This is a genomic window from Candidatus Latescibacter sp. (assembly GCA_030692375.1).
In the GTDB taxonomy this organism is placed as follows: Bacteria; Latescibacterota; Latescibacteria; order Latescibacterales; family Latescibacteraceae; genus JAUYCD01.
The window spans coordinates 1-23096 of record JAUYCD010000263.1; the positions used below are offsets into that span (position 1 = coordinate 1).

Annotated in this window: 35 protein-coding genes; 1 reads left to right on the plus strand and 34 read right to left on the minus strand. The window is 51.3% G+C overall.

Features of this window, described 5'->3' with window-relative positions; all coding sequences use genetic code 11:
- Positions 1-190: 190 nt before the first annotated feature.
- The gene (locus Q8O92_15660; protein MDP2984755.1) at positions 191-3418 is read left to right on the plus strand and encodes a PQQ-binding-like beta-propeller repeat protein; all 3228 of its coding nucleotides are present in this window, start codon (positions 191-193) and stop codon (positions 3416-3418) included.
- A 17-nt stretch (positions 3419-3435) separates the two neighbouring features.
- On the opposite strand, the gene rlmD is transcribed toward Q8O92_15660, so the two are convergent.
- The 34 genes from rlmD to tuf form a co-directional block, all read right to left on the minus strand.
- Positions 3436-4785: a 23S rRNA (uracil(1939)-C(5))-methyltransferase RlmD gene (gene rlmD / locus Q8O92_15665; protein MDP2984756.1), complete on the minus strand. Its 1350-nt coding sequence runs from the start codon at positions 4783-4785 to the stop codon at positions 3436-3438.
- 344 nt (positions 4786-5129) lie between these two features.
- Positions 5130-6335 (minus strand): FAD-binding oxidoreductase, encoded by a 1206-nt coding sequence (locus tag Q8O92_15670; GenBank protein ID MDP2984757.1) that lies wholly within the window; start codon positions 6333-6335, stop codon positions 5130-5132.
- A gap of 408 nt (positions 6336-6743) precedes the next feature.
- Positions 6744-7202 carry a 50S ribosomal protein L17 gene (gene rplQ / locus Q8O92_15675; protein MDP2984758.1) on the minus strand — a complete coding sequence of 153 codons (459 nt, stop codon included), beginning with the start codon at positions 7200-7202 and terminating at the stop codon, positions 6744-6746.
- Positions 7203-7209: 7 nt separating this feature from the next.
- Positions 7210-8217, minus strand: coding sequence for a DNA-directed RNA polymerase subunit alpha (locus tag Q8O92_15680; GenBank protein ID MDP2984759.1), 1008 nt, complete (start codon positions 8215-8217; stop codon positions 7210-7212).
- 69 nt (positions 8218-8286) lie between these two features.
- Positions 8287-8895 (minus strand): 30S ribosomal protein S4, encoded by a 609-nt coding sequence (gene rpsD, locus Q8O92_15685; protein MDP2984760.1) that lies wholly within the window; start codon positions 8893-8895, stop codon positions 8287-8289.
- A 12-nt stretch (positions 8896-8907) separates the two neighbouring features.
- Complete coding sequence (rpsK, locus tag Q8O92_15690; protein ID MDP2984761.1) at positions 8908-9297, minus strand: 30S ribosomal protein S11; 390 nt, start codon at positions 9295-9297, stop codon at positions 8908-8910.
- A gap of 110 nt (positions 9298-9407) precedes the next feature.
- Positions 9408-9776: a 30S ribosomal protein S13 gene (gene rpsM / locus Q8O92_15695; protein MDP2984762.1), complete on the minus strand. Its 369-nt coding sequence runs from the start codon at positions 9774-9776 to the stop codon at positions 9408-9410.
- A 79-nt stretch (positions 9777-9855) separates the two neighbouring features.
- Complete coding sequence (gene rpmJ, locus Q8O92_15700; GenBank protein ID MDP2984763.1) at positions 9856-9969, minus strand: 50S ribosomal protein L36; 114 nt, start codon at positions 9967-9969, stop codon at positions 9856-9858.
- A gap of 23 nt (positions 9970-9992) precedes the next feature.
- Positions 9993-10211, minus strand: coding sequence for a translation initiation factor IF-1 (infA, locus tag Q8O92_15705; protein ID MDP2984764.1), 219 nt, complete (start codon positions 10209-10211; stop codon positions 9993-9995).
- Positions 10190-10972 carry a type I methionyl aminopeptidase gene (map, locus tag Q8O92_15710; protein MDP2984765.1) on the minus strand — a complete coding sequence of 261 codons (783 nt, stop codon included), beginning with the start codon at positions 10970-10972 and terminating at the stop codon, positions 10190-10192. Before map ends, infA begins: the two co-directional genes overlap by 22 nt.
- A complete protein-coding gene (locus tag Q8O92_15715; GenBank protein ID MDP2984766.1) occupies positions 10969-11523 on the minus strand; it encodes an adenylate kinase in 555 nt (184 codons plus the stop codon). Before Q8O92_15715 ends, map begins: the two co-directional genes overlap by 4 nt.
- A gap of 1 nt (position 11524) precedes the next feature.
- Positions 11525-12844 (minus strand): preprotein translocase subunit SecY, encoded by a 1320-nt coding sequence (gene secY, locus Q8O92_15720; GenBank protein ID MDP2984767.1) that lies wholly within the window; start codon positions 12842-12844, stop codon positions 11525-11527.
- A gap of 1 nt (position 12845) precedes the next feature.
- Positions 12846-13289 (minus strand): 50S ribosomal protein L15, encoded by a 444-nt coding sequence (gene rplO, locus Q8O92_15725; GenBank protein MDP2984768.1) that lies wholly within the window; start codon positions 13287-13289, stop codon positions 12846-12848.
- Positions 13290-13347: 58 nt separating this feature from the next.
- Entirely contained in the window at positions 13348-13530 is a 183-nt protein-coding gene (gene rpmD / locus Q8O92_15730) for a 50S ribosomal protein L30 (GenBank protein MDP2984769.1), read from the minus strand.
- Positions 13531-13591: 61 nt separating this feature from the next.
- Positions 13592-14080, minus strand: a complete 489-nt coding sequence (gene rpsE, locus Q8O92_15735; protein ID MDP2984770.1) for a 30S ribosomal protein S5 — start codon at positions 14078-14080, stop codon at positions 13592-13594.
- Between the two features lie 58 nt (positions 14081-14138).
- On the minus strand, positions 14139-14510 hold the full coding sequence (gene rplR / locus Q8O92_15740) for a 50S ribosomal protein L18 (protein ID MDP2984771.1): 372 nt from the start codon (positions 14508-14510) through the stop codon (positions 14139-14141).
- Positions 14511-14631: 121 nt separating this feature from the next.
- On the minus strand, positions 14632-15192 hold the full coding sequence (rplF, locus tag Q8O92_15745) for a 50S ribosomal protein L6 (protein MDP2984772.1): 561 nt from the start codon (positions 15190-15192) through the stop codon (positions 14632-14634).
- A 42-nt stretch (positions 15193-15234) separates the two neighbouring features.
- Positions 15235-15633: a 30S ribosomal protein S8 gene (gene rpsH, locus Q8O92_15750; GenBank protein ID MDP2984773.1), complete on the minus strand. Its 399-nt coding sequence runs from the start codon at positions 15631-15633 to the stop codon at positions 15235-15237.
- 30 nt (positions 15634-15663) lie between these two features.
- Positions 15664-15849, minus strand: a complete 186-nt coding sequence (locus Q8O92_15755) for a type Z 30S ribosomal protein S14 (protein ID MDP2984774.1) — start codon at positions 15847-15849, stop codon at positions 15664-15666.
- 93 nt (positions 15850-15942) lie between these two features.
- Positions 15943-16485 (minus strand): 50S ribosomal protein L5, encoded by a 543-nt coding sequence (rplE, locus tag Q8O92_15760; GenBank protein MDP2984775.1) that lies wholly within the window; start codon positions 16483-16485, stop codon positions 15943-15945.
- A 110-nt stretch (positions 16486-16595) separates the two neighbouring features.
- Positions 16596-16922 carry a 50S ribosomal protein L24 gene (gene rplX, locus Q8O92_15765; protein MDP2984776.1) on the minus strand — a complete coding sequence of 109 codons (327 nt, stop codon included), beginning with the start codon at positions 16920-16922 and terminating at the stop codon, positions 16596-16598.
- Between the two features lie 81 nt (positions 16923-17003).
- Positions 17004-17372 (minus strand): 50S ribosomal protein L14, encoded by a 369-nt coding sequence (gene rplN / locus Q8O92_15770; GenBank protein ID MDP2984777.1) that lies wholly within the window; start codon positions 17370-17372, stop codon positions 17004-17006.
- A 136-nt stretch (positions 17373-17508) separates the two neighbouring features.
- Entirely contained in the window at positions 17509-17769 is a 261-nt protein-coding gene (gene rpsQ / locus Q8O92_15775) for a 30S ribosomal protein S17 (protein MDP2984778.1), read from the minus strand.
- Between the two features lie 50 nt (positions 17770-17819).
- Positions 17820-18056 (minus strand): 50S ribosomal protein L29, encoded by a 237-nt coding sequence (gene rpmC / locus Q8O92_15780; GenBank protein MDP2984779.1) that lies wholly within the window; start codon positions 18054-18056, stop codon positions 17820-17822.
- Positions 18057-18059: 3 nt separating this feature from the next.
- Positions 18060-18479, minus strand: a complete 420-nt coding sequence (gene rplP / locus Q8O92_15785) for a 50S ribosomal protein L16 (protein MDP2984780.1) — start codon at positions 18477-18479, stop codon at positions 18060-18062.
- 199 nt (positions 18480-18678) lie between these two features.
- A complete protein-coding gene (gene rpsC, locus Q8O92_15790; GenBank protein ID MDP2984781.1) occupies positions 18679-19326 on the minus strand; it encodes a 30S ribosomal protein S3 in 648 nt (215 codons plus the stop codon).
- Between the two features lie 14 nt (positions 19327-19340).
- On the minus strand, positions 19341-19685 hold the full coding sequence (gene rplV, locus Q8O92_15795) for a 50S ribosomal protein L22 (GenBank protein ID MDP2984782.1): 345 nt from the start codon (positions 19683-19685) through the stop codon (positions 19341-19343).
- Between the two features lie 26 nt (positions 19686-19711).
- A complete protein-coding gene (rpsS, locus tag Q8O92_15800) occupies positions 19712-19999 on the minus strand; it encodes a 30S ribosomal protein S19 (protein ID MDP2984783.1) in 288 nt (95 codons plus the stop codon).
- An 80-nt stretch (positions 20000-20079) separates the two neighbouring features.
- Positions 20080-20907, minus strand: a complete 828-nt coding sequence (rplB, locus tag Q8O92_15805; protein MDP2984784.1) for a 50S ribosomal protein L2 — start codon at positions 20905-20907, stop codon at positions 20080-20082.
- 12 nt (positions 20908-20919) lie between these two features.
- Positions 20920-21204, minus strand: coding sequence for a 50S ribosomal protein L23 (locus Q8O92_15810; protein MDP2984785.1), 285 nt, complete (start codon positions 21202-21204; stop codon positions 20920-20922).
- Positions 21204-21830, minus strand: a complete 627-nt coding sequence (rplD, locus tag Q8O92_15815; protein ID MDP2984786.1) for a 50S ribosomal protein L4 — start codon at positions 21828-21830, stop codon at positions 21204-21206. Before rplD ends, Q8O92_15810 begins: the two co-directional genes overlap by 1 nt.
- A gap of 7 nt (positions 21831-21837) precedes the next feature.
- Positions 21838-22455 (minus strand): 50S ribosomal protein L3, encoded by a 618-nt coding sequence (gene rplC, locus Q8O92_15820; protein MDP2984787.1) that lies wholly within the window; start codon positions 22453-22455, stop codon positions 21838-21840.
- 16 nt (positions 22456-22471) lie between these two features.
- Positions 22472-22780 carry a 30S ribosomal protein S10 gene (gene rpsJ / locus Q8O92_15825; GenBank protein MDP2984788.1) on the minus strand — a complete coding sequence of 103 codons (309 nt, stop codon included), beginning with the start codon at positions 22778-22780 and terminating at the stop codon, positions 22472-22474.
- Positions 22781-22795: 15 nt separating this feature from the next.
- On the minus strand, positions 22796-23096 hold a 301-nt coding region (gene tuf, locus Q8O92_15830), incomplete at its 5' end, for an elongation factor Tu (protein ID MDP2984789.1).

Below are 23096 nucleotides of genomic sequence, written 5' to 3' on the forward strand. Positions count from 1 at the left end.
CATTTCGGAGACCCGGTTATACTGAAGGGACTGCTCAAGGAAGTGCACACCGCCAGGGGCAGGGTTTATTCCGGCCGGTTTGCCATGCTGCCGATTGCGCGACCCTAACGCCTCTCTGTCACATTTTCATGCCGAAGCCCTTGATTTCCTTCCGCAAAGTCTCTATCTTCATATCATGAAAAATTCCTTCATGAAAGTTTCGGTGATCGTTTGCGCCGTTCTGGCTTTTACCTCCCTGAAAATATGGGCGTCGCCCGGGGATCTTCTCTGGAGATTCCCCGCACTGGGAGGTTATGCCGCATCATCGCCGGCGATCGGACTCGACGGAACCATTTATTTCGGAAGCAGCAACCGGAATCTCTATGCGATCAAACCCGAAGGCGGACTAAAATGGAAGTACCAGACCGGAGGCGCGATCGACGATTCTCCGGCCATCCAGGATGACGGAACCATTTATTTCGGTTCTTTCGACACCTATTTTTATGCGCTCTCTCCGGACGGGAAGCTGCTTTGGCGTTATCAGACCGGCGGATTGATACGTTCCACTCCCGCATTGGCAGCAGGCGGGACGATCCTGTTCGGCTCGTACGACAAAAACCTGTACGCGCTCAATCCCGATGGGACCCTCAAGTGGAAATTCGCAGCGGGTGCGGAAATTGGCTCCTCGCCGCTCATTTCCATCGACGGCTCGGTTAATTTCGGTGACACGAACGGCATGGTGTACTCTCTCACCTCGCAGGGCAGCCTCAGATGGAAACATGCAACCGGCGGCGCCATTAACTGGTCTTCCGTAGCGGCAGGTTATGACGGCGTCCTGTACATCGGCTCCTGGGACGGGTACCTGTATTCGATCTCATCTGACGGGACACTGAAATGGAAATACAGGACGGCAGGAAAAATCGGTTCTTCACCCGCGCTCGGAGAAAACGGCGTCATCTATTTCGAATCCTGCGACACGTTTTTTTATGCATTGAATCCTGACGGCACCCTGCTCTGGAAGTATGACGTTCAGAATAAGAATTACGGTTGTCATCCGGTGATCGGAAGCGACGGAACGATATATGTCGGCTCGGATGACGGGTATATGTATGCGCTCGATCCCGGCGGCGCATTGAAATGGCGGTACAAAACCGGAGGCCCCCTTTGGACAACCGGCGCAACGATCGATGAAAGAGGGATTCTGTACTGCGTTTCTTCGGACGGGTATATATACGCCCTCGACACCGGTACGGGAGCGGGTATAGCCCGTACCCCCTGGCCGAAATTCCACGGGGATTTACGGAACACCGGGAGGATGGAAACCCTCTCCGTCTCTTCTTCTCTAATCAAAATACAGGACATCAGGCCGAACGAAACCGGGACAGCCACGGTCACCATCAGGAACGGCGGTTCAAAACCGGTTTCCATAGAGCGAATCGGCATCACGAACGACCGGTTCAAAGTCAGCCCGGAGTCCGGGGTTGTGCCGCCGTCCGACAGCCTCGTCATAACGATCACCTTTTCCCCCATGACCACGGATGAAGAACAGGCGTATTTGACCATCCAGCTTGCCGACCGGAAAATCCCCGTCTATGTGATGGGGAATCCGCCGAAAGAACCGGTGCGGGTGACCGTACACCTGATCACCCGCGACCAGGACACCGGAGAACTGCTCCCCTGCAGAGTACAGATCATCGCTTCCGATGGCCAGTATTGGGGTCCGAAAGGGATCATGTCCAACAACCGGCTGTTTTTTTACACCCCCGGCGACACGACGCTCGTTGTTCCCGCCGGAACCGCTACGATTTACCTGTACCGTGGCACCGAATACGAACCTGTCCTGGGCAAAACGGTGGAAATTTCTAAAAACCTGCTTACCCCTCTGGAATATTCCCTGAAACGGTGGATTCACCTGAAAGAGTTGGGCTGGTATTCCTGCGACAATCAAGTTATCGCGGACGGGAGCCTGGACCCTCGTGGTATCTATTACGCCCAGCTCGGCGAGGACCTCAACATCCTCCAGTTCGATGCTCTGGGCGATGGCAACCGCACATGGGATTACCAATACTGGAGGACGGACAAGTTCCCCTTCTCAATCCCGTTCTATCCTTTGGTTATCGGCGAAGAATGGCGGTCTGCTTCTTGGCAAAATCATATGATCACCATGAACTGTTCCCGCCCTCTTTCCGCATATGGGAACGGATATTATACAGTTCTCAATTGCCCCTACCGCTTTTCTTATCCTCCTGCACTGGATTTCTGCGAGGAAGCGCATTCTTTGGGCGGCATTATCCTGGCCTGTCACCCGTTCCCCGGGTATGAGCCTTTTACCCTGCCTCCGGAGCACCCGTACGAGAGGAATACCGCCTATGAAGCTCCGGTGGACATTGCGCTTGGCAAGATGGACGGCATGCAGATTTATATCTACGACCAGTGCGACACCTGGAACCGTTATGTGTGGTACAAACTGCTCAACTGCGGATTCAAAGTTCCTCCCTATGCCGGAACCGATAGTAATTTTATCGGAAGCTCCTTTGGAGTGTATCCCGGCAGAGTCAGGTGCTATGTCCAGGTTCCCGGCCAGAATGACGACCTGAGTTTCTCCGACTGGGTGCGGGAATCGGTGAAAGGGCGGAGTTTCGTCTCGACCGGCGCTGCGCTGTTCCTCACGGTCAACGGGGAAATGCCCGGCGCCGACCTCACCCTCAAGTCAATGAACGGAACTGCAAAGGTCAGCGTCCGTGCGGATGCGCGCTGGATGGGTGGAATCAAAACCGTCTATATCCTGGTTAACGGGGAAACCGCCGTTTCTCAATCGTTCGGCGGAAGCAGGGAAGCCGTTCTGTCAGTGGAAATTCCCCTGACAAAAAGCTCCTGGATAGCGGCGCGGGTTGAGGGAAATCCGGTGAGCATGTTCTACGGCAACGCACACACCGCCCCGGTGTATGTAACTGTGGACAATAAGCCGATCCGGTCACGGAAAGATGCGCTCTTCTTCGTAGACTGGATCGACAAGCACATAGCCCGCCTCGATTCCGCCAACCATTTCGACACACCGGAGCATAAAAAAAGGATGTTCGACCTCTACCGGAAAGGGCAGGACGTTTACCGCGCCCGTGCGGACACCACCTTCGCCACCGCGGTGGATGCTCCCCTGCCCGGACAGTTCGTTCTCTTTCCCAATTCTCCCAATCCGTTCAACGCGGTCACAACCATTACCTATTCCCTGCCGCGGGAATGCCATGTTTCCTTTGATGTCTATGATATTCTCGGCAGGAAAGTCGTATCATTGGAAAACAAGATAAAACCCGCGGGAATGCACCGCGTTGTCTGGAACGGAACCGACGCGAAAGGAAATTCTCTAGGGAGCAATGTCTATCTCTACCGGTTCAAAGCGGGAGACTTTATCCGCCATGGGAAAATGGTTCTGATGAAATAATATGTCGGGGCGACTTTTTAGATTTCCAACAGCGCCGCCGTCTCTACATGCGGCGTGTGGGGGGACATGTCGAACGCCCGGATGTTTTTCAGCCGGTATCCGGCCAGGCCGAGCATTTCAAGGTCGCCGGGAAGCGTCTTGATGTTGCAGGAAACATACACCATGCGCGGGATGCGCATCCGGACGAGGCTGTACAGCGCCCGGGGATGAATGCCTGCCCTCGGCGGATCGCAGACCACCACTTCGAATTTCTCTCCCTGCTCGTCCAGAACATCTTCCGCCGCGCCAGCGATAAAGGTGCAGTTCTCCGCGCCGTTTATTTCGGCGTTTGTTTTAGCGTCCCGTACCGCGTCTTTCGAAATCTCCACCCCGGTCACCGTTTTCGCCCACCCGGCCAGGTAAATCCCGATTGTTCCCGTGCCGCAGTAAAGGTCAAGGAGGTTTTCCGCGCCGGTGAGGCCGCTGAATTCCCTGATGGTATCAAACAGATTCTCCGCCTGTAAGGTGTTCGTCTGGAAGAACGCATCCGGCGAGATAGAGAAGGTGAATTCTCCGATCCGCTCACTGATCGTTTCCGCGCCACGGAGCGTCCGCCGTTCCTGGCCGGTCGCAGTACTTCCCGGACTCCGGTTGATGTTCAGGTGAAGAGACGAAACTTCCGGGAATGCGCCGGTAATCCGCTCGGCAAACTCCTCCGCCTGCGCGAATTCTTCTCCGGAGGTCACCAGGTTGACCATCAACTCCCCGGTATTCTTGCCGTCGCGGATCACTAAGTACCGGAGGAGGCCCGCATGAGTTTTCAGCCCGTAAACGGAAAGCTTCCGCTCTTCCGCAAAGCTTCGCACCACCTCTATCACCTTATTGGACAGCTCCGACTCAAGACGGCAGGAATGCACGTCGAACACTCGGTCGAACTTCCCCGCCTCGTGCAGGCCCAGCATGGTCAGGCCGGAACCGGGAGGTGAATCGAAGGAGAACTCCATCTTGTTCCGGTAATAGAACTCATCCGGCGAGGGAGTAAACGGTATCTCTTCCACCGGCCCGATTCCCGGTACTCCGGCAAGAGCGGAACGCACAATCTCCTCTTTCAGTCGGCACTGGACCGGATAGGGGATATCCTGCCAGCGGCAGCCGCCGCAGATTCCGAAATGCGGGCAGAAGGGGTCACGACGCTTCACTTCCCCGGAAAGAATCTTTTCGAGTTGTACCAGGGCCGTGTGACGTTTCACACTCGCGACCCGGACGCTGACTTCGTCCCCCGGAATTGCGCCCGGTACCTTTATGGCGCGCCCTTCCGCTTCGGATATTCCATAGCCGTCGGGAGAAAGCCTGTCTATGGTTAGAGTAAGAATGTCATTACGTTTCAAAATAATCTATCTCTCGGAAAGTTTGCTAAAGATATATTGTCTGAACCATGATTTTCAGGATTAAAGGATTACCGTGATAAATCAGTCAATTTAGATCCTGAAACGAGTTCAGGATGACGCGGACTCTTCGACAGGCTCAGAGCCCGCTGACCGAGCACTGAGCTTGTCGAAGTGCACGTGTCATGCCGAACTTGTTGCCGCTTCGCGGGAACGATGAAACCGTTTCGGCATCTATAGATACAATCACTAACCTTATCTAATGACATACCTGGATAATTATTAAGTGTTCAATTCCTTGCCCCCTTGCCCGCTTTTGGGAGAGGGGGCAGGGGGTGAGGGCTTTTTTACAATCTCAGCCCGGGATTGAGCATTCCTTTGGGGTCTAGTTCTTTTTTCAACGCAATGGCGACAACCCTCTCCGCCGGAGTCAGAAGGCTCGAAAGGCCTTCCCGCGCCGCATGACCCCATACGGCAGGGATATTCCCCCCGACCGCGAGGACCTTATTATTAAGCCGCAGCACTGGCTGCTCGCCACGTAAAAGAAGGTGGAATCTTCCGATCAGAGGATGTCCGAAGAGAGGCGCCTCCGGGAATTCCCGCCGGAGTGTACCCAGTATGCTCCCCGACGCCGAGGGCGGAATCGAGATGGTAACAAGCCCTTCCCCGGCCAGGTTAAGGGCGATTGCGCGGCGCTTCTCCATGAAAATTTCCGGCTGTTCTTCATGCACTGAATCCGCTCCGGACTCAAAGAGGATTTTCTCCGCTGCCTGAATCTCACGTTTGACCAGAGGTTCCATCCCCTCTATTCCAACACCGGCCAGTATTTCACCTTTCAGGCCGTTTTCTGCAGTTAATTCGAATCGTTTGACCGCAAACCCCAGGTTATGGACAGCGTTAATCGCCTTCGTGAGGTTCTCGCACTTGCTGAAGCGTGCAGCCACCATGGTCCGCACCTCCGGCAGAGGAAGGACTTTCAAAGTCAGCTCCACAGCTATTGCAAACAGTCCTCTCGTCCCGGCCAGGAAGCGAGTGATCTCGTATCCGGTGACATTCTTGGTGGTACGGCCGCCGAAAGTAACTGCGTCGCCCTTGGCGGTTATGCATTTCGCTCCGATAACATAATCCCGGAAGTCACCGTAACCGGCTGCATAGGGGCCGACAGCGGCGGTCATGTACGCCCCGCCCAGGGTGGACTCTTTTCCGGAAGTGATATCCAGCGGCAGAAGAAGACCGGATCGAACTCCCGCCCCGACCGCCTCGTCAACCACTGCCCCGGCCTGGGCCACTATGAGAAAATCGCCGGGATTCACCTCTTTCACCCTGTCCATCCGGGAGAGCGAAAGAAGGACTGTTCCGTTGCCGGGGATAGAATCGGCATATGTTCCTCCGCCCCTTACCGTGACGCCGCCAGTTTTTTCGGCGGAAAGAAAACGAACAATCTCGGCGAGCAGGTTTTCATCCCGCGGTACAATTACCGGAGGATTGGCCGAAAGATCGATGTATTCCGATCCGAACCGCTGTTCAAATCGAGTATAAAGATTATCGTTCATTGTTTCCTTGCATACTGTAAAAAGGTTAATTTCCGGATTTGGAACTGTTGCCCTACTTTTCGATGAATAAGCGGGAAACCTTTTGGGCATGACACGATATACAGATAGATGCCGAAACGGTTTCATCGTTCCCGCAAAGCGGCAACTAGTTCGGCATGACATGTGCACTTCGACAAGCTCAGTGCTCGGTCAGCGGGCTCTGAGCCTGTCGAAGAGTCCGCTACATCCTGAACTCGTTTCAGGATCTAATTGTGCAATCATACTATGATATTGTCAAGAAATACTTACCAGATCACATACTCGGATAAATATAATACGGAGAAGTATGAAATCACCACAGAAAAGGGGTGCGGACAGTTATTGTTCCACACCCCTGCTTATTCTGTATCGAAGATATCGACTGTTTTTTTATTTCTCCGCTTTATTCACAACTTCTCCGACCGGCTTTCCCAAATCTTCCTTTTTCTTTTTTCCGGCAGCTTTTGTTTTCTTGGCTGAAATTTTCACCTTCTCTTCACCGACAAATTCGATGAGAGAGACCGGCGCGTTATCCCCATGCCTGAATCCCAGTTTGAGAATGCGGGTATATCCGCCTAACCGGGTGGCAAACTTCGGACCATACTCATCAAAAAGCTTTTTGACCGCCGCAGGATCCTTCAGCCTGGAAAGCACGATACGGCGGGCATGAAGATCTCCCCGCTTCGCAAAAGTAACCATCTTCTCTACAAAAGGCCTGATTTCTTTCGCCTTGGCGTCCGTGGTACGGACATTTCCGTTCTTCACCAGCGAAGAGGCGAGATTCGCCAGCATTGCAATTCTATGTTCTCTGCGCCTGGATAGCTTCCGGCCGACTTTTAGATGCCTCATTTACGTCTTATCCTGCCTTTCTACTTTTCTGGACCTTGGCCAGCTCAGCATCATATACCGAAACATCGATCCCGAACGACAGACTCATTGCGGTCAGAACTTCGGCAAGCTCGGAAAGAGATTTCCGGCCGAAATTACGGTATTTGAGCATATCAGCCTCAGTCCGGGTAACCAGATCACGAATGCGCTTGATTCCCGCAGCTTTCAGACAATTCGATGACCGCACCGAGAGCTCCATCTCATCCACCGGCATATCGAGCAGATTGGCGATCCGCACTTTCTCTTCATCGATGCTTTCATCGTCGATCTCAGCGAAATCTTCATCGAAGGTGATGAACAGCTTCAGGTGATCGGTGATGATCTTGGCGGCATAGGCCAATGCATCAGAAGGCTTTATGGTCCTGTTCGTCCATACCTCAAGAGTCAATTTATCATAATCGGTTCGATGTCCGATACGGGCATTGCCTACCTGATAATTCACTTTACGAATCGGGCTGTATATCGAATCTATCAATATGGTATCAAGGGGGCGGTCCCCAAGAGTTTTTTCGTCTGTCGGAACGTATCCTCTCCCGTCATTTATGAGAATGTCCGCTTTGAAAACGCCATCTGCATCAATTTCTGCAATATGATGCTCCGGATTCATGATCTCGATACGGGGATCGAGCGCGAGGTCGCTGGCAACAAGATTATGCGGCCCCTTTATGTCCAGAAATATCTCCACCGGTTGATCCGAATGGAGTTTTATATCAACTTCTTTCAGGTTAAGAATGATCTCCGGAATATCTTCAACCACGCCGGGAAGAGTGGAGAATTCGTGATGAACGTTATCAAACCTTATTGAATCTATAGCAGCCCCCTGGATCGAGGAAAGCAGTACACGTCTGAGCACATTACCGAGTGTAATGCCGAAACCTCTTTCCAAAGGCTGCAGTACAAACTTCCCATAAAACCCGGTGAGGGTTGACTCATCAATTTCTATGCCCTTCGGCATATGGAGACTTTTCCATTTCATAGAGGTATCACACCTTTCGAAAAGGATATGACAAAGAGTCTTACCATAGAGGTCCTTTCTAATGAACCCTTACTTGGAGTAGAACTCAATTACCAAATTTTCATTTAATTCCACCGGAATCATATCCCGTGATGGAACTGACAACAATATAAAACTCAGATCCGGACGGGAAACTTCCAGGTAGGAACTGCCGCCTGCGGCAGTTTTCCCTATCGCTTCCCGAACCTGCGGATTATTCTGCATGCTTTCGGCTATTCGGATTTTCATTCCCGGCTTCACCTGGAACGAAGGCACATTCACCATCTTGTCGTTTATCATCACATGCTTATGAACTACCAATTGCCTGGCTTCTCTCATGGTGTGTGCAAAACCGGCCCTGTATATCATGTTGTCCAGACGGGTTTCCAGCATCTGGAGCAGGTTCTCTCCGGCTACCCCTTTCCTGCTCATCGCTTTGATTACATAATTCCGAAACTGCTTTTCCAAAAGACCATACACATACCGAATACGCTGTTTCTCCAGAAGATGTTTACCATAATCGGAAAGCTTGCGGCCTGCCTTGCCCCCATGCTGTCCGGGAGGATTAGGTCGCTTTTCCATTATCCGCGCCGCTTTGTCCGAAAGAGCGATACCCAGTCTTCTCGATTTCTTTACCAACGGACCTCTGTATCTTGCCATATAATCTCTCCGTTATACTCTGCGCCTCTTGGGAGGCCTGCAACCATTGTGAGGAATGGGAGTAACATCCCGAATCGCCGAAATCTCCAAACCCGCTGCCTGGAGTGACCGGACAGCCGCCTCACGTCCTACGCCGGGTCCTTTTACCAGTACCTCTACTTTCCTGAGTCCGAGCGCCATCGCATCTTTCGCCGAGCTTTCGGCTGCGGTTTGCGCCGCAAACGGCGTAGACTTACGGGAGCCCTTGAAACCCACCTTCCCTGCGGATGCCCAGGATATGGTGGCGCCGTTTTTGTCGGTAATGGTTACAATGGTGTTGTTGAATGTGGCCTGGATGTGCGCCACTCCAACCGGTTCAACCCTGCTCTCTTTTTTCTTGGTCCGCTTTCTTGGTGCTGCCAATCCGGAACCTCCTCTATTTTTGTATGCATCATGAACGATGAATCATGTTTATCTTGTCTCGAACGGTCAAGCCACTTTACTTTTCTAAAACATGATTCGGCATTCGTTTATTACTTTTTCTTTCCTGCTACCGTGCGCCGGGGCCCTTTACGGGTCCGTGCATTCGTTTTCGTTCTCTGCCCATGTACGGGAAGCCCGCGGCGATGACGCAATCCACGGTAGGATCCTATATCCAAAAGCCGCCTGATGTTCATTGTGACCTCGCTGCGAAGAACACCTTCGACCTTGTAATTATCTTCAATCACGGTACGAATCTTGTTTATCTGCTCTTCCGTAAGATTATGCACCCGTGAAGATTCCGGAATCACTGCTTCTGCGCAAATCTTCTTTGCCAGCGACGGCCCTATACCGTATATCCGTGTAAGCGCAACTTCGGTCCTTTTTTCCCTGGGCAGGTCAATCCCTGCGATGCGAGCCACTTGTTACTCCTCCATATTCTGAATATTCTTCCGTTGTTAATCATACATGACGAAAGATTTCATTACGTATTTTTTTCTATCAACCCTGCCTCTGCTTGTGACGGGGATTGATGCAGATGATCCGTAACACCCCTTTGCGCTTTACCAGCTTGCACTGGTTGCACCGTTTTTTGATAGATGCTTTAACTTTCATGATATCACACCTTTATTTTAAAATCATTTGTGACGGTATACAATACGTCCCTTGGAAAGGTCGTAAACCGAAATCTCCACAGTCACCTTGTCACCCGGCAGAATCTTGATAAAATTCATTCGCATCTTGCCGGATATATGAGCGAGAATGAGATGGCCGTTCTCTAGCTTTACCTTGAACGTTGCGTTCGGTAAAGACTCGGCAACAACACCTTCCGCTGTTATTGTTTCGTCTTTGGCCATATTTCTTCTCCATTCATGAGCGTTAAAATCTCCGGGAAACCATCCCGCACCACACAGGTATTTTCATAGTGGGCTGAGAGTTTTCCATCCGCGGTAACCACCGTCCAATTATCTTCCAGGGTTTCCACTTCCCATGTTCCGGCATTCACCATCGGTTCGATGGCGAGCACCATCCCGGCTTTGAGAAGCGCTCCCGGATTCCGGGGTGTCGTGAAATTTGGTATCTGCGGTTCTTCATGCAGCCTGCGCCCAATGCCGTGCCCCACCAATGCCCGTACAACACTGTATCCGAGAGCTTCCACCAGGTTCTGCACCGCCCCGCCTATATCTCCGATATGGTTCCCGGGCACCGCTTTTCCGGCCCCTTCAAAAAAAGCCCGGCTTGTAGTCTCAATCAGATAAGTCGCTTCCTTCGATATTCCGCCGACCGGGTAGACCCGCGCCATATCACCGTAAAAACCATCCTTATAGGCGCCGAGATCGATCTTTACTATGTCACTTTCCTCTAAAACCCGCTCCCCCGGAATTCCATGAACCACCTCGTCATTCACCGAAACGCAGATGGCGCCCGGAAATCCGTTGTACCCCAGAAACGCCGCCTGCGCTCCGTGCGATTCTATGAACTTACGAGCCTTTTCTGATATATGTAACGTGGTTGTTCCAGCCCGGACTTCATCACGAACGATCTCCATGGTCTCCGCCGCCAGACGGCAAACGGAGCGGAGCTTTTCGATCTCCCTCTCAGACCGGATGTGAATCATTCAAGAACAGCCTTTATCCTGACAAATACCTCTTCCACAGTCCCGAGGCCATCAACGACTTTCAGAATACCTCGTTTACGGTAGTATGATTTCAAAGGTTCGGTTTGCTGGTAATATATCCGGTGCCGATTCTCAATCGTTTCACGGTTGTCATCGCTTCGTCCCTCTATCGTGGCCCTTTTGAGCAGACGTGATAGTACCACCTCATCGGGGACTTCGACGGATATCACTCCGTCAAGTGACTTGCCCTGTTTTTCCAAAAGACGGTCGAGTCCTTCTGACTGGGGTATGGTTCTGGGAAAACCGTCGAAAAGGAAACCATCGGGAAGAGTTTTCATTTTTCCCTCGATGATGCCGAGAATAACATCATCCGGCAGCAATTTCCCGGCATCCATGTATTCAGCCGCTTTGCGCCCAAGATCGGTTCCTTTGGCTCTGGCTTCACGGAGAATTTCTCCGGTGGATATATGGGGAATGCCAAAGAATTCTTTCAGCTTTGCAGCCTGGGTGCCTTTGCCTGCTCCCGGCCCGCCAAGGAGAATCAGTTTCATTTTACCTTCTTCCTCTCAGCCTGCCGCCTTTGAGGAGACCATCATAGTGCCGTTCCAGCATCTTCGCCTCGATCTGCTGCAAAAAGTCTAGCGCAACACCAACTACAATTAACAGCCCTGTTCCGCCGAAAAACTGTGCGTATGAGTAGTTAACCTTGGCGATCTTCACAATGAAGTAAGGCATGATCGCCACCAAAGCCAGAGCAATTGCTCCCGGAAGGGTAATACGGGTGAGAATTTTGTCGATGTGTTCGGCGGTTTTCTTTCCGGGCGGCTTCTGGGGAATGACCGCGCCATACTTTTTGAGATTATCAGCCAGGTCTACAGGGTTAAACACAATGGCTGTGTAGAAAAATGTAAAGAAGAGAATCAACATGCCATAGAATATCCAGTACACGATGCTGGTATAATCGAAATATCCCTTTATATCCTGGAAAAACTTCCAGGGAACCAGGGTCGCCACCGTCTGAGGAACAAACATGATCGCCTGGGCGAATATAATAGGAATAACTCCGGCGGTATTGACCCTGAGTGGAATATAAGTCGACTGGCCGCCGTAAATCTTCCTGCCTACAACTTTTTTGGGATACTGCACCCGTATCCTGCGCTGCCCCTGGGTCAGCGCCACTATGAATCCGGTCACCGCAACCATGAACGCAAGGAGAATGATTTCAATAAAAATGCTCCGGCCTCCTGCAATAAATTCCGCATATTCAGACCGGAGCGCAAACGGGAATGCTTCGATAATTCCGAAAAATATGATCATCGAGATACCGTTTCCGATCCCATGCTCGGTGAGCTGCTCGCCCATCCACATGAGGAACACGGTACCGGCCACCACAGTGACCATCACGAGAAAGAGGAACCCGGGGCCGGTATTGGTGACAATGGAACCTCCGGAAGGCGACTGCATATTCTGGAGCCACACTGCAATACCGTAAGCCTGAGCCGCCGAAAGAACAACTGTCCCGTACCGGGTAAGCTGGGTGATCTTTTTACGGCCTTCATCGCCTTCCTTCTGCAGTCTCTGGAAGTATGGCACCACCGAGCCGAGAAGCTGGATGATGATCGAGGCTGAAATGTACGGCATGATTCCAAGGGCAAAAATGGTCATTTTGGAAAACGCGCCGCCCACAAACATATCGTACATTCCGAACAGGGTATTGCTCATCCCGCCCATTATCGATCTCAATTCCATGGGATCGATTCCCGGAATCGGCACCCTGCTGCAAAGACGATAGATTATGACCATAAAGAGCACGAAAAGCAGGCGTTTCCGGAGATCCGGAATTTTAAACAAACTGTCGACAGATCCCAGCACGTTAAATTACCTCAGCGGTTCCGCCCGCGTTTACGATCTTTTCTTTGGCCGACCGGCTAAACGCATGGGCCTTGATGTTCAAAGCCTTCTGTACTTCACCCTCACCCAGGATTTTCACTTTCGATCCGGACTTTCTCACCAGACCCGCGGATTTGAGAACCTCGGGAGTAACCTCACCTGAGAGTCCTTTTTTCACAATGTCCGCCACATTCACAATTTCGTACTCAGTTCGGAATATATTGAAAAATCCCCGTTTCGGCACTCTCCGTATCAGCGGCATCTGGCCACCTTCAAACCCCCGGCGCACCTTGCCACCGGAAAGAGATTTCTGACCCTTATGCCCTCTTCCGGCTGTGCCGCCCTGTCCGGATGCCGCACCCTGGCCGCGTCTTTTGGTAGATTTTACAGTGGCGCCCTTCGGGATTATCAATTCATGTAATTTCACTTCAGCCCTCGCAACATTTTTGGTGAAGTATGGGGTATTGGTTCAGCATGCTGAACCCCTACTCCACTTCTGTGACACTTAAAAGGTGACTCACCTTGTTGATCATCCCTCGAATCTGGGGTGTATCATCATGATTGACCACGATACCCATCCGGGTTATACCCAGCGCCCGGAGAATCTTTTCCTGTTTCTCTTTTCTTCCGATAGTAGAGCGGATTTGCTTTATGACCAGTTTAGCCATCCTGTCTCCCGAATGAATAAATATTTCTGTTGATCCCATATCATGAAAACGTAACCGGTGGTTATCTGATCCTGTTTATCGGAAGGTTACGGATTTTGGATACAGCATACACATCCTTCAGCTCCAGCAATCCCTTTATGGTAGCTTTGACCACATTATGCGGATTGGATGAACCGAGCGATTTCGCCAGAATATTTTTGATCCCGGCAGGCTCCAGCACCGCGCGCACCGCGTTGCCGGCGATAATCCCCGTTCCCGGAGCGGCAGGTTTGAGCAGAACCACCGCCGCCGAATACTTGGACAGTATCGCATGCGGAATGGTCCCGTTCTCAACCGGAACGGTAACCATGCTCTTCTTGGCGCTCTCCGTACCTTTACGGATTGCTTCAGAGACTTCCGATGCTTTTCCCAGACCGATTCCCACCCTGCCGTTTGAGTCTCCCACCGAAACCAGGGCGCTGAATGAAAAGCGTCTTCCGCCTTTCACAACCTTGGCTACCCGGCTGATATGGATCACATTTTCAATGAATTCGCTTTCTACTGGCTGCATTCTTGGCAAGCTTTTTCTTCTCCTTCACTACGGACGTACATGGTACGTCCCTCTCTTATTAAAACTGCAAACCACCCTCACGGGCGCCTTCCGCTACCGCCTTGACACGACCGTGATAGATGTAACCGTTACGGTCAAAAACCGCTTTGGTAATTCCCTTTTCTCTGGCTTTCTCAGCCACCATCTTCCCGGTCAACCTGGCTATACCCGTTTTTCCTCCATCAATCTTATGCTCTTGTATTTCTTTTCCGGAAGAAGAAAGCCCCACAAGCGAAACACCCATCGTATCATCGATTAACTGAACATAGACGTTCTTCAGGCTCCGGTAAACGGTAAGCCGTGGACTCTCCGAAGTCCCATAAACCTTTTTCCGGACCCGTTTCGCTCTCTTCTCCCTTGCAATCATCTTGATTTTCTTGGGATGCTTCATCGCCTTATAAAACTCCTATACTTTCAACGTTAAACAATCGGATTTTCCGTTGGAAATCTGAAAGCAGTTCGCGATTCCCTGATATTTTGTGTATGTGCTCGCTATATGACGGCTGCCGGGTTTATCCGGTAGCTTTGCCTGTTTTCCTGCGCACATATTCACCGCGGTACCGTATCCCCTTCCCCTTGTAAGGTTCAGGCGGCCGAAGATCGCGTATTCTGGCGGCGACATCCCCCACCAGCTTCTTGTCGATCCCCTTGACCGTGATAACATTGACGTTTTGTCCTTCGATCGTTTCCTGAGTCGCTGCAAACGATATCCCCTGCGGCGGGGTGATAAGGATCGGATGGGATTGCCCGACCTGCAGGTCAAGGTCTTTACCTTTTAGCTGCGCACGGTATCCGACCCCCCGGAGCTCAAGAATTGTTTCCCATTCTTTGTACACACCCTGCACTGCATTGGAAAAAAGCGCCCGGGTAAGTCCCCATAGGGCGCTTATCTTTTTTTCCTGCACTCCAGGCTGCACCGTGATCATGCCGCCTTCGACGGACACTTTCATTTTTTCCGAAAACGGAACCTGCAGAACCTGTCCCTTGGCCCCTTTGGCGATGAGCACATTGCCATCTACTCTCACCGTTATCCCATCCGGAATTTTTATTGGCTGCTTACCTATTCGCGACACGGCTGTCTCCTTGATTCATGTACTGACGTACAGTATGACCTATCACCACACGTAACAGATAACTTCTCCGCCCACACCTTTTTTTCTGGCCTCCCGGTCTGTCATTACTCCGTTGGACGTGGTGACGATAGCAATACCAAGTCCATTCAAAACCCTCGGCAGCTCGTCCGCAGGGGAGTATCTCCTCAGACCGGGCTTGGACACCCGCTTGATGCCCTTGATAATAGGCACTTCATCATGGTCATACTTGAGGTACAATCGCAGTTCTCCCTGCTTTTTATCCTCTACGAATTTGTACTTCTCAATGAAATGCTCTTCCGACAGAATTCGAGCCAATTCTTTCTTCAACCTGGAAGCGGGTACATCTATCCACTTCTTTCCTGCTTTGGAACCATTCCGAATTCTTGTCAGCATATCAGCGATAGGGTCTGTCATACCCATTGAATCGCTCCTCGTTCTACGTTGATTGCACTACCAACTGGCCTTGGTTACTCCGGGTATTTCACCCTTCAGAGCCAATTCACGAAAACATATTCTGCAAAGACCGAATTTCCGAATATACGCCCGCGCCCTGCCGCACCGAAAGCAGCGGTTGTAAGCCCGGGCAGAAAACTTCGGTTTCCTCTTTTGTTTAACTATCAGAGCTTTCTTCGCCAAGGAAGCATTACCTCCAGACTAAATTTTTTTCTTTCGGTCTGAATTATTCAAAATAATAATTCGGGCCGGAAAGTACCCGCTTAATTTTCCCGACTAATCTTTGAAAGGTATGCCAAAGGCTTTCAGCAATGCTTTGGCCTCTTCATCTCTCTTTGCGGTGGTAACGAACGTAATATCCATGCCCCGAGTTTTATCGATCTTGTCAAAGTCAACCTCGGGGAATATGATCTGCTCTTTCACTCCGAGCGTGTAATTCCCACGGCCATCAAACGAACGTCCCGGTACTCCCCTGAAATCCCTGATCCTCGGTATGGCGAAGCTTAACAGCCGGTCCAAAAATTCATACATCCGTTCATGGCGCAAGGTCACCATGCACCCGATTGGCATGCCAGAACGAAGCTTGAAATTGGATATGGATTTCTTGGCTCTGCGAATAACCGGCTTCTGGCCTGCGATCATAGTCAAATCCTGAATGGCGCCGTCAAGGTTCTTGACATCCTGAACCGCTTCACCTACTCCCATGTTAACCACGATTTTGGACAGTTTCGGAATTTGCATCGGACTCTTGTAGTTGAACTCTTTCATAAGCGCGGGAGCAATTTCCTGAATAAATTTCTCTTTTAGTCTCGGTGCCATTATCAATACCCCTGGTTAAGCATCCGGCGGCCAGCTTCTTCCCACCGGCCTGTTCCGAACATGAATCGCTCGGAGAGCATGGTGAGAATTCCCCGCCGACTGCCTGCTCTTTATTTCTTTTCACCGATGAGCATCTCACCGCATTTTTTACAGGTTCTTATCTTGTTGCCATCGCTGAGCGTAACAGTTCTCGTTTTCACACCGGCATTGCATTTTCCGCAAATGACCATAAGGTTCGACATGTTAATCGGCGCTTCCTTTTCCAGAATTCCGCCTGTGGGAGCTACCTTTGTGGGGCGCTGGTGCCTTTTCACAAAGTTGATTCCCTGGACGATAGCCTTGTTCTTGGCCGTGTTTACCTTGAGCACCACTCCTTCTTTTCCACGGTCATCGCCGCTCAAAACGATTATCCGATCGCTTTTATGAATTCTTTTCATTCCATCACCTTTTTTACTGACAGCCTCCAGCTTCCTGCCGACTTTGACACAGGCGGAATACTGATTGCCGGAAGCTCCCGTTTACAATACTTCACTCGCCAGCGAGATAATCTTCATATACTGCTTTTCACGGAGCTCTCTGGCCACAGGCCCGAAAATACGGGTTCCTTTCGGTTCCTTCTGGGCGTCGATGATAACTGCCGCATTATCATCAAACTTGATGTATGAGCCGTCCTTCCGTCTGATCGCTTTTTTTGTTCTCACAATCACCGCACGGGCCACATCGCCTTTTTTAAACTGCCCGTTCGGAGCGGCGTCACGGACCGAGCAGACGATGATATCGCCGATTGATGCGTATCTGCGATGTGTGCCTCCGAGAACCCGGAAACACATCACCCGGCGAGCTCCGGTATTATCCGCCACTTTCAATATGGAATATTCCTGAATCATGCCAACCCCTTTATTTCTGACGATACAAATAATTGCGAAACTATAGATCCTGAAACGAGTTCAGGATGACACGTGTCATGCCGAACTTGTTTCGGCATCTATTTCAAAGAAAAACGCCATAAGATCGGCTCATTCATTATTTAGCCCGCTCCATAACCCGGACCAGCCGCCAGCGCTTGGTTTTGGAAAGCGGCCTCGTCTCCATCACTTCGACGAGATCTCCGATATGAGCATCGTTTTTTTCGTCGTGCGCCATCAGTTTTTTATTTTTTCTCACTACCCGTCCATAAAGGGGATGACGAACGGTACGCGCAACCGAGACTGTAATGGTCTTGTTGCTCGCATCGCTTGTAACCCGCCCCAACCTGACTTTTCTGTGTGCTCTTTCTTCTGTCATTTTTTTCTTTCCTGCTCACTCTCCCGGATCATCTGGAGTTTGTATTTTGATTACCGGCTGCTTTCAGGAGCATGTACAGGAGCGCCCACCGTGTGGATTCCCAGTTCGTGTTCCCGAATAACAGTTTTTAACCTGGCTATCTCACGTTTGATTATGCGGATCTGCGAGGTCTTTTCAAGCTGGGAGGTCACCAGTTGAAACTTGAGGGTTCTCAAATTCTCTTCTGCGGCCAAAAGATCATGCTTGACCTCATCCAGTATCTTTTCACGAATCGCCCGAGGTTTCATGATTTATCCCCCATACTCCTGTCGTTCAACAAACTTGGTTTTAATCGGGAGTTTGTGCGACGCAAGACGCATCGCTTCTTTCGCCACACTTATGTCAACCCCTTCCATCTCGAACAATACCCTTCCGGGTTTCACCACCGCCACCCAATGATCCGGCGCGCCCTTGCCTTTGCCCATACGGGTTTCTGCCGGCTTCACTGTAACCGGTTTCGCAGGAAAAATCCGAATCCAGACCCTCCCGCTTCTCTTGACATGACGGGTTATGGCCACACGGGCCGCCTCGATTTGACGGTCGGTGATCCAGCCCGGCTCCAGGGCCGCAAGTCCATATTCACCGAAAGAAACATCACGTCCGCGATAGGCGATTCCTCTCATCCTGCCGCGCTGCTCTTTACGGTGTTTTACCCTCTTTGGCATTAACATGATAGTGTATCCTCTTTTATATATTCTACGACAAATTTAAACGCGCATTCATGGGAAGAAATAGATCCTGGAACGAGTTCAGGATGACGTCATGCCGAACTTGTTGCCGCTTCGCGGGAACGATGAAAGCGCAGCGCATCTTTTAGCAACCGTTTCGGCATCTATCCCGTAAATATCCGCAACATCCCGGACCCTTTTTTTACTTCGAAATCCCCTGCAGATTGAGTACTTCGCCTTTGGATATCCACACCTTTACGCCAATCGTGCCGTATGTGGTGAACGATGTCGATGTGGCATAATCGATATCCGCCCTGAGGGTATGAAGAGGAACCCTCCCCACCAGGTAGCGCTCGCGGCGGGCCATTTCCGCTCCCCCCAGCCTCCCGGAACATGCTACACGGATGCCTTCGGCGCCGAGACGCATGGCGGAAGTTACCGCCTTTTTCATGGCGCGGCGGAAGCTGACACGCTGTTCGAGCTGACGGGCAATGCTGTCCGCAACCAGTTTTGCTTCGAGTTCGGGGTGCTTCACCTCGATGATATTGAGAAAAATATCTTTTTTGGTCAGAAGCTTCAGCTCATCCCGCAGCTTGTCCACCTCCATACCTTTCCGTCCGATGACAATTCCCGGCCGCGCCGTATGAATGTTCACGGTTATCTGGTTAGAGGTGCGCCTTTCAATCTCCACCTTGGAAATTCCCGCGCGGTTTAGACGTTTTACTACATACTTACGCAGGGTCAAATCTTCTTCGAGATTTTTCTTGAAATCCCGCTCGCTGAACCACCGCGAATCCCATGTCTTTGAAATTCCCAGCCTGAAGCCTACAGGATGTGTCTTCTGTCCCAAATTTAAAACCCCCTTTACTCTTCGGCAACTACCACTATTTTCATGTGACACGTTCTTTTTCGTATCCGATATGCTCTTCCCATGGCACGAGCCATGATCCGCTTCATCATCGGTCCGTCATCACACATGGCTTCGGTTATGGTGAGCTTGTTCGGGTCATGAATCTTATCGCCATACACATTCTGGGCGTTCGCCACTGCGCTTCTCACCACTTTTTCCAGCGCTGCGGCGCTTTTCTTGCGGGTGAACCGGAGAATATTCAGCGCCTCCTCCACTTTCTTGCCCCGCACCAGGTCCATGACCTGCCGCATCTTACGGGCTGAACCCCTGATAAATCGCGCTTTTGCAACAGCCTGCATGATTGAATCCTCGGAATACAACTGTTTTATTTAAGGGAAATGGCGCGTTCAACAATCCTTCCGCCGTGACCGCGATATGTCCGGGTGGGAGCAAACTCACCGAGTTTGTGTCCCACCATATTCTCAGTCACATAAACCGGCACAAACTTGTTTCCATTATGAACCGCCACGGTGTGGCCGATAAACTCGGGAGTTATGGTCGAACGCCTTGACCATGTCTTGATGACCTTTTTTTCGCCTCTTCTGTTCAGGTCATGCAGTTTCTTCACTAAATGATCATCTACAAACGGTCCCTTTTTTACCGACCGCGCCATGATTTCTCCTCCATGTGGGAGCGATAAGCCGCCGGCGAACCATCCTGGCCGCCTGACTGCTTCAATCGCTTATTGCATTTTTACTTTTGTCTGCGTTTCAGAATAAACTTGCCTGACTGCTTCTTTTTATCACGGGTTTTCTTGCCCTTTGTGGGGAACCCCCACGGTGTTACCGGGTGACGGCCGCCGGAGGATCTTCCTTCGCCTCCGCCGTGCGGATGGTCATGCGGATTCATCGCCACCCCACGGACTTTGGGACGGTGTCCCATCCATCTTGACTTCCCGGCCTTGCCCCACACTTCGTTGGAGTGGTCCAGGTTGCCAACCTGACCGACCGTGGCCATGCATCCCTCACGGAATAAACGCAATTCGGAAGAAGGCATCTTGATTGTGACCATTCCGCCCTCACGGGCCATGATCTGGCATCCTGTTCCGGCGCTGCGTGCAACCTGTGCGCCCTTGCCGGGCTTCATCTCGATGGCGTGCACCATGCTGCCGAGGGGAATCCGTAACAGAGGGAGCGTATTCCCCGTACGAATCTCGGCTTCGGGACCGCTCATAAGGACATCCCCCACACTCAATCCGTCCGGTGCGAGAATGTATCTCTTTTCACCGTCACGGTAAACCAGAAGTGCTATGCGGGCTGAACGATTCGGATCATACTGGATGGAATCCACATTAGCCGGGATACCGATCTTGTCCCGTTTGAAATCTATGATCCGGTAGAATTGCTTATGACCGCCGCCCCTTCTGCGCACCGTTATCCGTCCGTTGGAATTCCGGCCGCCGGAACTGGAGAGCGGCGCAAGAAGGGATTTTTCCGGTGTAGTGCAGGTAATATCGCTGAAATCCGAAGTGGACATGAACCGCCGTGAAGGCGTAACCGGATTATATGTTCTTACAGCCATGATTAACCTTTCCTATATTCCTTCAAAGAATTCAATGGATTCGCCTTCTTTCAGCAGAACCACTGCCCGTTTCCAGTCCGGCCTTCTGCCTTTGAACCGGCCGCGAGTTCTAATCTTCCCATGTGTTATATAGGTATGGACATCTTTTACGGTCACTTTGAAAATCTCTTCAATCGCTTTCTTGATCTCTATCTTGTTGCAGTTTCGCTCGACCTCGAACACATACTTGTTCGATTTCTCTTTCAAGTGAGTCGCTTTTTCCGTGATGACCGGTTTCCTGATGATATTCTTTTCCATTACAGCAATACCTCCTTCACACGGTCAACCGCGGTCCGGGTAAAAAGAACCACATCCGAGTTCATGATGTCGTAGGTATTCGCATTCTCGGCGGCAATCATGGAAAGCGTCGGTATATTCCGTGAAGACCGGTAGAGCACATCATCCTTCGCCCCGGTGAGGAACATCACTTTCCCTTCTGACAACCCCAAAGCCTTGAGCATTTTGACCATCTCTCTGGTTTTCGGCTCGCTCAGGGTGAAATCCTCAACCACTTTGATCTTGTCTTCCGCCGCCTTGATACTGTACGCGCTCTTTATTCCAAGACGTTTGACCTTACGGTTGACCTGCTGGTCGTAACTGCGCGGCTTCGGCCCGAATGCTATTCCTCCGCCTACCCAGATGGAAGAGTTTGCGCTTCCGGCGCGGGCGCGGCCGGTACCTTTCTGACGCCACGGCTTGGATTTGGTGACGTTCACCTCGCTTCTCGACTTGGTGGATGCGTTGCCCTGACGCCGGTTTGCAAGGTGCGCCTTGACTACCTGGTAGATCGCGATCGTGGAAGGCTCGATTCCGAATATTTCATCCGGCAGGTCCACTGTCCCGGCTTCGCTGCCATCTTTTGTGTATACCGTAACTGTTTTCATCACTACCTCAAGCCTGTTTGGTTACAAAAACGAAACCGTTTCGTGCGCCGGGAACAGCGCCTTTTACAAATATCACATTCTTTTCGGGATCTACCAGAAGCACCTCCAGCCCGCGAACGGTAAAGTTCGCATTGCCATAATGACCCGGAAGCTTCTTTCCCTTGAACACCCTCGAAGGGTCGGATGAGCCGCCCATGGAACCGGGAATCCGTCCGGCTCGAACACCGTGGCTGTCCTTGCCGCCGCTGAACCGGTGACGTTTGACCACTCCGGCAAATCCCCGTCCCTTGGTGGTTCCTTTAACCATCACGATCTCACCGGTTTTGAACATATCGGCTTTCAGAACCATTCCCGGCTGGTATTCTTCAACACTATCCAACCGGAATTCCTTCAAGACTTTCATCCCGGGAAGTTTGAGCTTGGCAAAATGACCCTTTTCCGGTTTTGAAATTTTCTCCGACTCGGAGAATCCGAGCTTCACTGCATTGTAGCCGTCCCTGCTTGCGCTGTTCTTGACAGCTATTACGGGACAGGGACCCACCTCAATGGCCGTGGCCGGACACAAAACCCCGTTCTCCTTGAAAAACTGGGTCATGCCAATTTTTTTACCAATCAATCCAATCATTCTGTCACCTGTTCTATCAAACTTGGATCTCGATATCCACACCGGCCGGCAGGTCGAGCTTCATAAGAGAATCAACCGTTTGAGGATTAGAATCGTAAATGTCTATCAGTCTCTTGTGAATGCGGGTCTCGAACTGCTCCCGTGACTTCTTGTCGATAAAGGGGCTTCTCAGGACTGTATAGATCGTCCTTTTCGTAGGTAGAGGTACCGGTCCCGAAATACGAGCGCCCGTACGCTTGGCCGTTCTGACAATCTCATCGCTCGAATGATCCAGCGACGCATGGTCATACGCCTTCAGTCTGATTCTTATTTTTTGACTTGCCACGTATTTCTCTCCTGCCTATTCAATGATTTGTGTGACCACACCGGAGCCGATGGTACGGCCGCCTTCGCGGATGGCGAAGCGCAGCCCCTCGTTCATGGCGATGGGTGTGATCAGTTCAGCGGATATCTGAATATTGTCTCCGGGCATCACCATCTCGATACCTTCCGGCAATTGCAAAATCCCGGTCACATCCGTCGTCCGGAAGTAAAACTGCGGACGGTAGCCCGTGAAAAACGGCGTATGACGGCCCCCTTCTTCCTTGGTCAATACATACACCTGGCCCTTGAACTTCGTATGCGGGGTCACGCTCTTCGGC

What these genes read in the sequence shown, in the direction of transcription:
- rpmC (MDP2984779.1), bottom strand. Translation starts at nt 18,056, where the DNA reads ATGAAACCTCGGGCGATTCGTGAAAAGATACTGGATGAGGTCAAGCAT.
- Q8O92_15670 (MDP2984757.1), bottom strand. Translation starts at nt 6,335, where the DNA reads ATGAACGATAATCTTTATACTCGATTTGAACAGCGGTTCGGATCGGAA.
- infA (MDP2984764.1), bottom strand. Translation starts at nt 10,211, where the DNA reads ATGGCCAAAGACGAAACAATAACAGCGGAAGGTGTTGTTGCCGAGTCT.
- rplB (MDP2984784.1), bottom strand. Translation starts at nt 20,907, where the DNA reads ATGGCTGTAAGAACATATAATCCGGTTACGCCTTCACGGCGGTTCATG.
- rplQ (MDP2984758.1), bottom strand. Translation starts at nt 7,202, where the DNA reads ATGAGGCATCTAAAAGTCGGCCGGAAGCTATCCAGGCGCAGAGAACAT.
- rpsD (MDP2984760.1), bottom strand. Translation starts at nt 8,895, where the DNA reads ATGGCAAGATACAGAGGTCCGTTGGTAAAGAAATCGAGAAGACTGGGT.
- Q8O92_15715 (MDP2984766.1), bottom strand. Translation starts at nt 11,523, where the DNA reads ATGAAACTGATTCTCCTTGGCGGGCCGGGAGCAGGCAAAGGCACCCAG.
- rplD (MDP2984786.1), bottom strand. Translation starts at nt 21,830, where the DNA reads ATGAAAACAGTTACGGTATACACAAAAGATGGCAGCGAAGCCGGGACA.
- rplR (MDP2984771.1), bottom strand. Translation starts at nt 14,510, where the DNA reads ATGAAGCATCCCAAGAAAATCAAGATGATTGCAAGGGAGAAGAGAGCG.
- rpsQ (MDP2984778.1), bottom strand. Translation starts at nt 17,769, where the DNA reads ATGACAGAAGAAAGAGCACACAGAAAAGTCAGGTTGGGGCGGGTTACA.
- rplX (MDP2984776.1), bottom strand. Translation starts at nt 16,922, where the DNA reads ATGAAAAGAATTCATAAAAGCGATCGGATAATCGTTTTGAGCGGCGAT.
- rpmD (MDP2984769.1), bottom strand. Translation starts at nt 13,530, where the DNA reads ATGGCTAAACTGGTCATAAAGCAAATCCGCTCTACTATCGGAAGAAAA.
- rpmJ (MDP2984763.1), bottom strand. Translation starts at nt 9,969, where the DNA reads ATGAAAGTTAAAGCATCTATCAAAAAACGGTGCAACCAGTGCAAGCTG.
- map (MDP2984765.1), bottom strand. Translation starts at nt 10,972, where the DNA reads ATGATTCACATCCGGTCTGAGAGGGAGATCGAAAAGCTCCGCTCCGTT.
- Q8O92_15680 (MDP2984759.1), bottom strand. Translation starts at nt 8,217, where the DNA reads ATGAAATGGAAAAGTCTCCATATGCCGAAGGGCATAGAAATTGATGAG.
- Q8O92_15810 (MDP2984785.1), bottom strand. Translation starts at nt 21,204, where the DNA reads ATGGAAAAGAATATCATCAGGAAACCGGTCATCACGGAAAAAGCGACT.
- rplE (MDP2984775.1), bottom strand. Translation starts at nt 16,485, where the DNA reads ATGGCACCGAGACTAAAAGAGAAATTTATTCAGGAAATTGCTCCCGCG.
- rpsS (MDP2984783.1), bottom strand. Translation starts at nt 19,999, where the DNA reads ATGGCGCGGTCGGTAAAAAAGGGACCGTTTGTAGATGATCATTTAGTG.
- rplP (MDP2984780.1), bottom strand. Translation starts at nt 18,479, where the DNA reads ATGTTAATGCCAAAGAGGGTAAAACACCGTAAAGAGCAGCGCGGCAGG.
- rplC (MDP2984787.1), bottom strand. Translation starts at nt 22,455, where the DNA reads ATGATTGGATTGATTGGTAAAAAAATTGGCATGACCCAGTTTTTCAAG.
- rpsH (MDP2984773.1), bottom strand. Translation starts at nt 15,633, where the DNA reads ATGGGTATGACAGACCCTATCGCTGATATGCTGACAAGAATTCGGAAT.
- rpsE (MDP2984770.1), bottom strand. Translation starts at nt 14,080, where the DNA reads ATGCAGCCAGTAGAAAGCGAATTCATTGAAAATGTGATCCATATCAGC.
- rplV (MDP2984782.1), bottom strand. Translation starts at nt 19,685, where the DNA reads ATGCAGGCTGTTGCAAAAGCGCGATTTATCAGGGGTTCAGCCCGTAAG.
- Q8O92_15660 (MDP2984755.1), top strand. Translation starts at nt 191, where the DNA reads ATGAAAGTTTCGGTGATCGTTTGCGCCGTTCTGGCTTTTACCTCCCTG.
- rplN (MDP2984777.1), bottom strand. Translation starts at nt 17,372, where the DNA reads ATGATTCAGGAATATTCCATATTGAAAGTGGCGGATAATACCGGAGCT.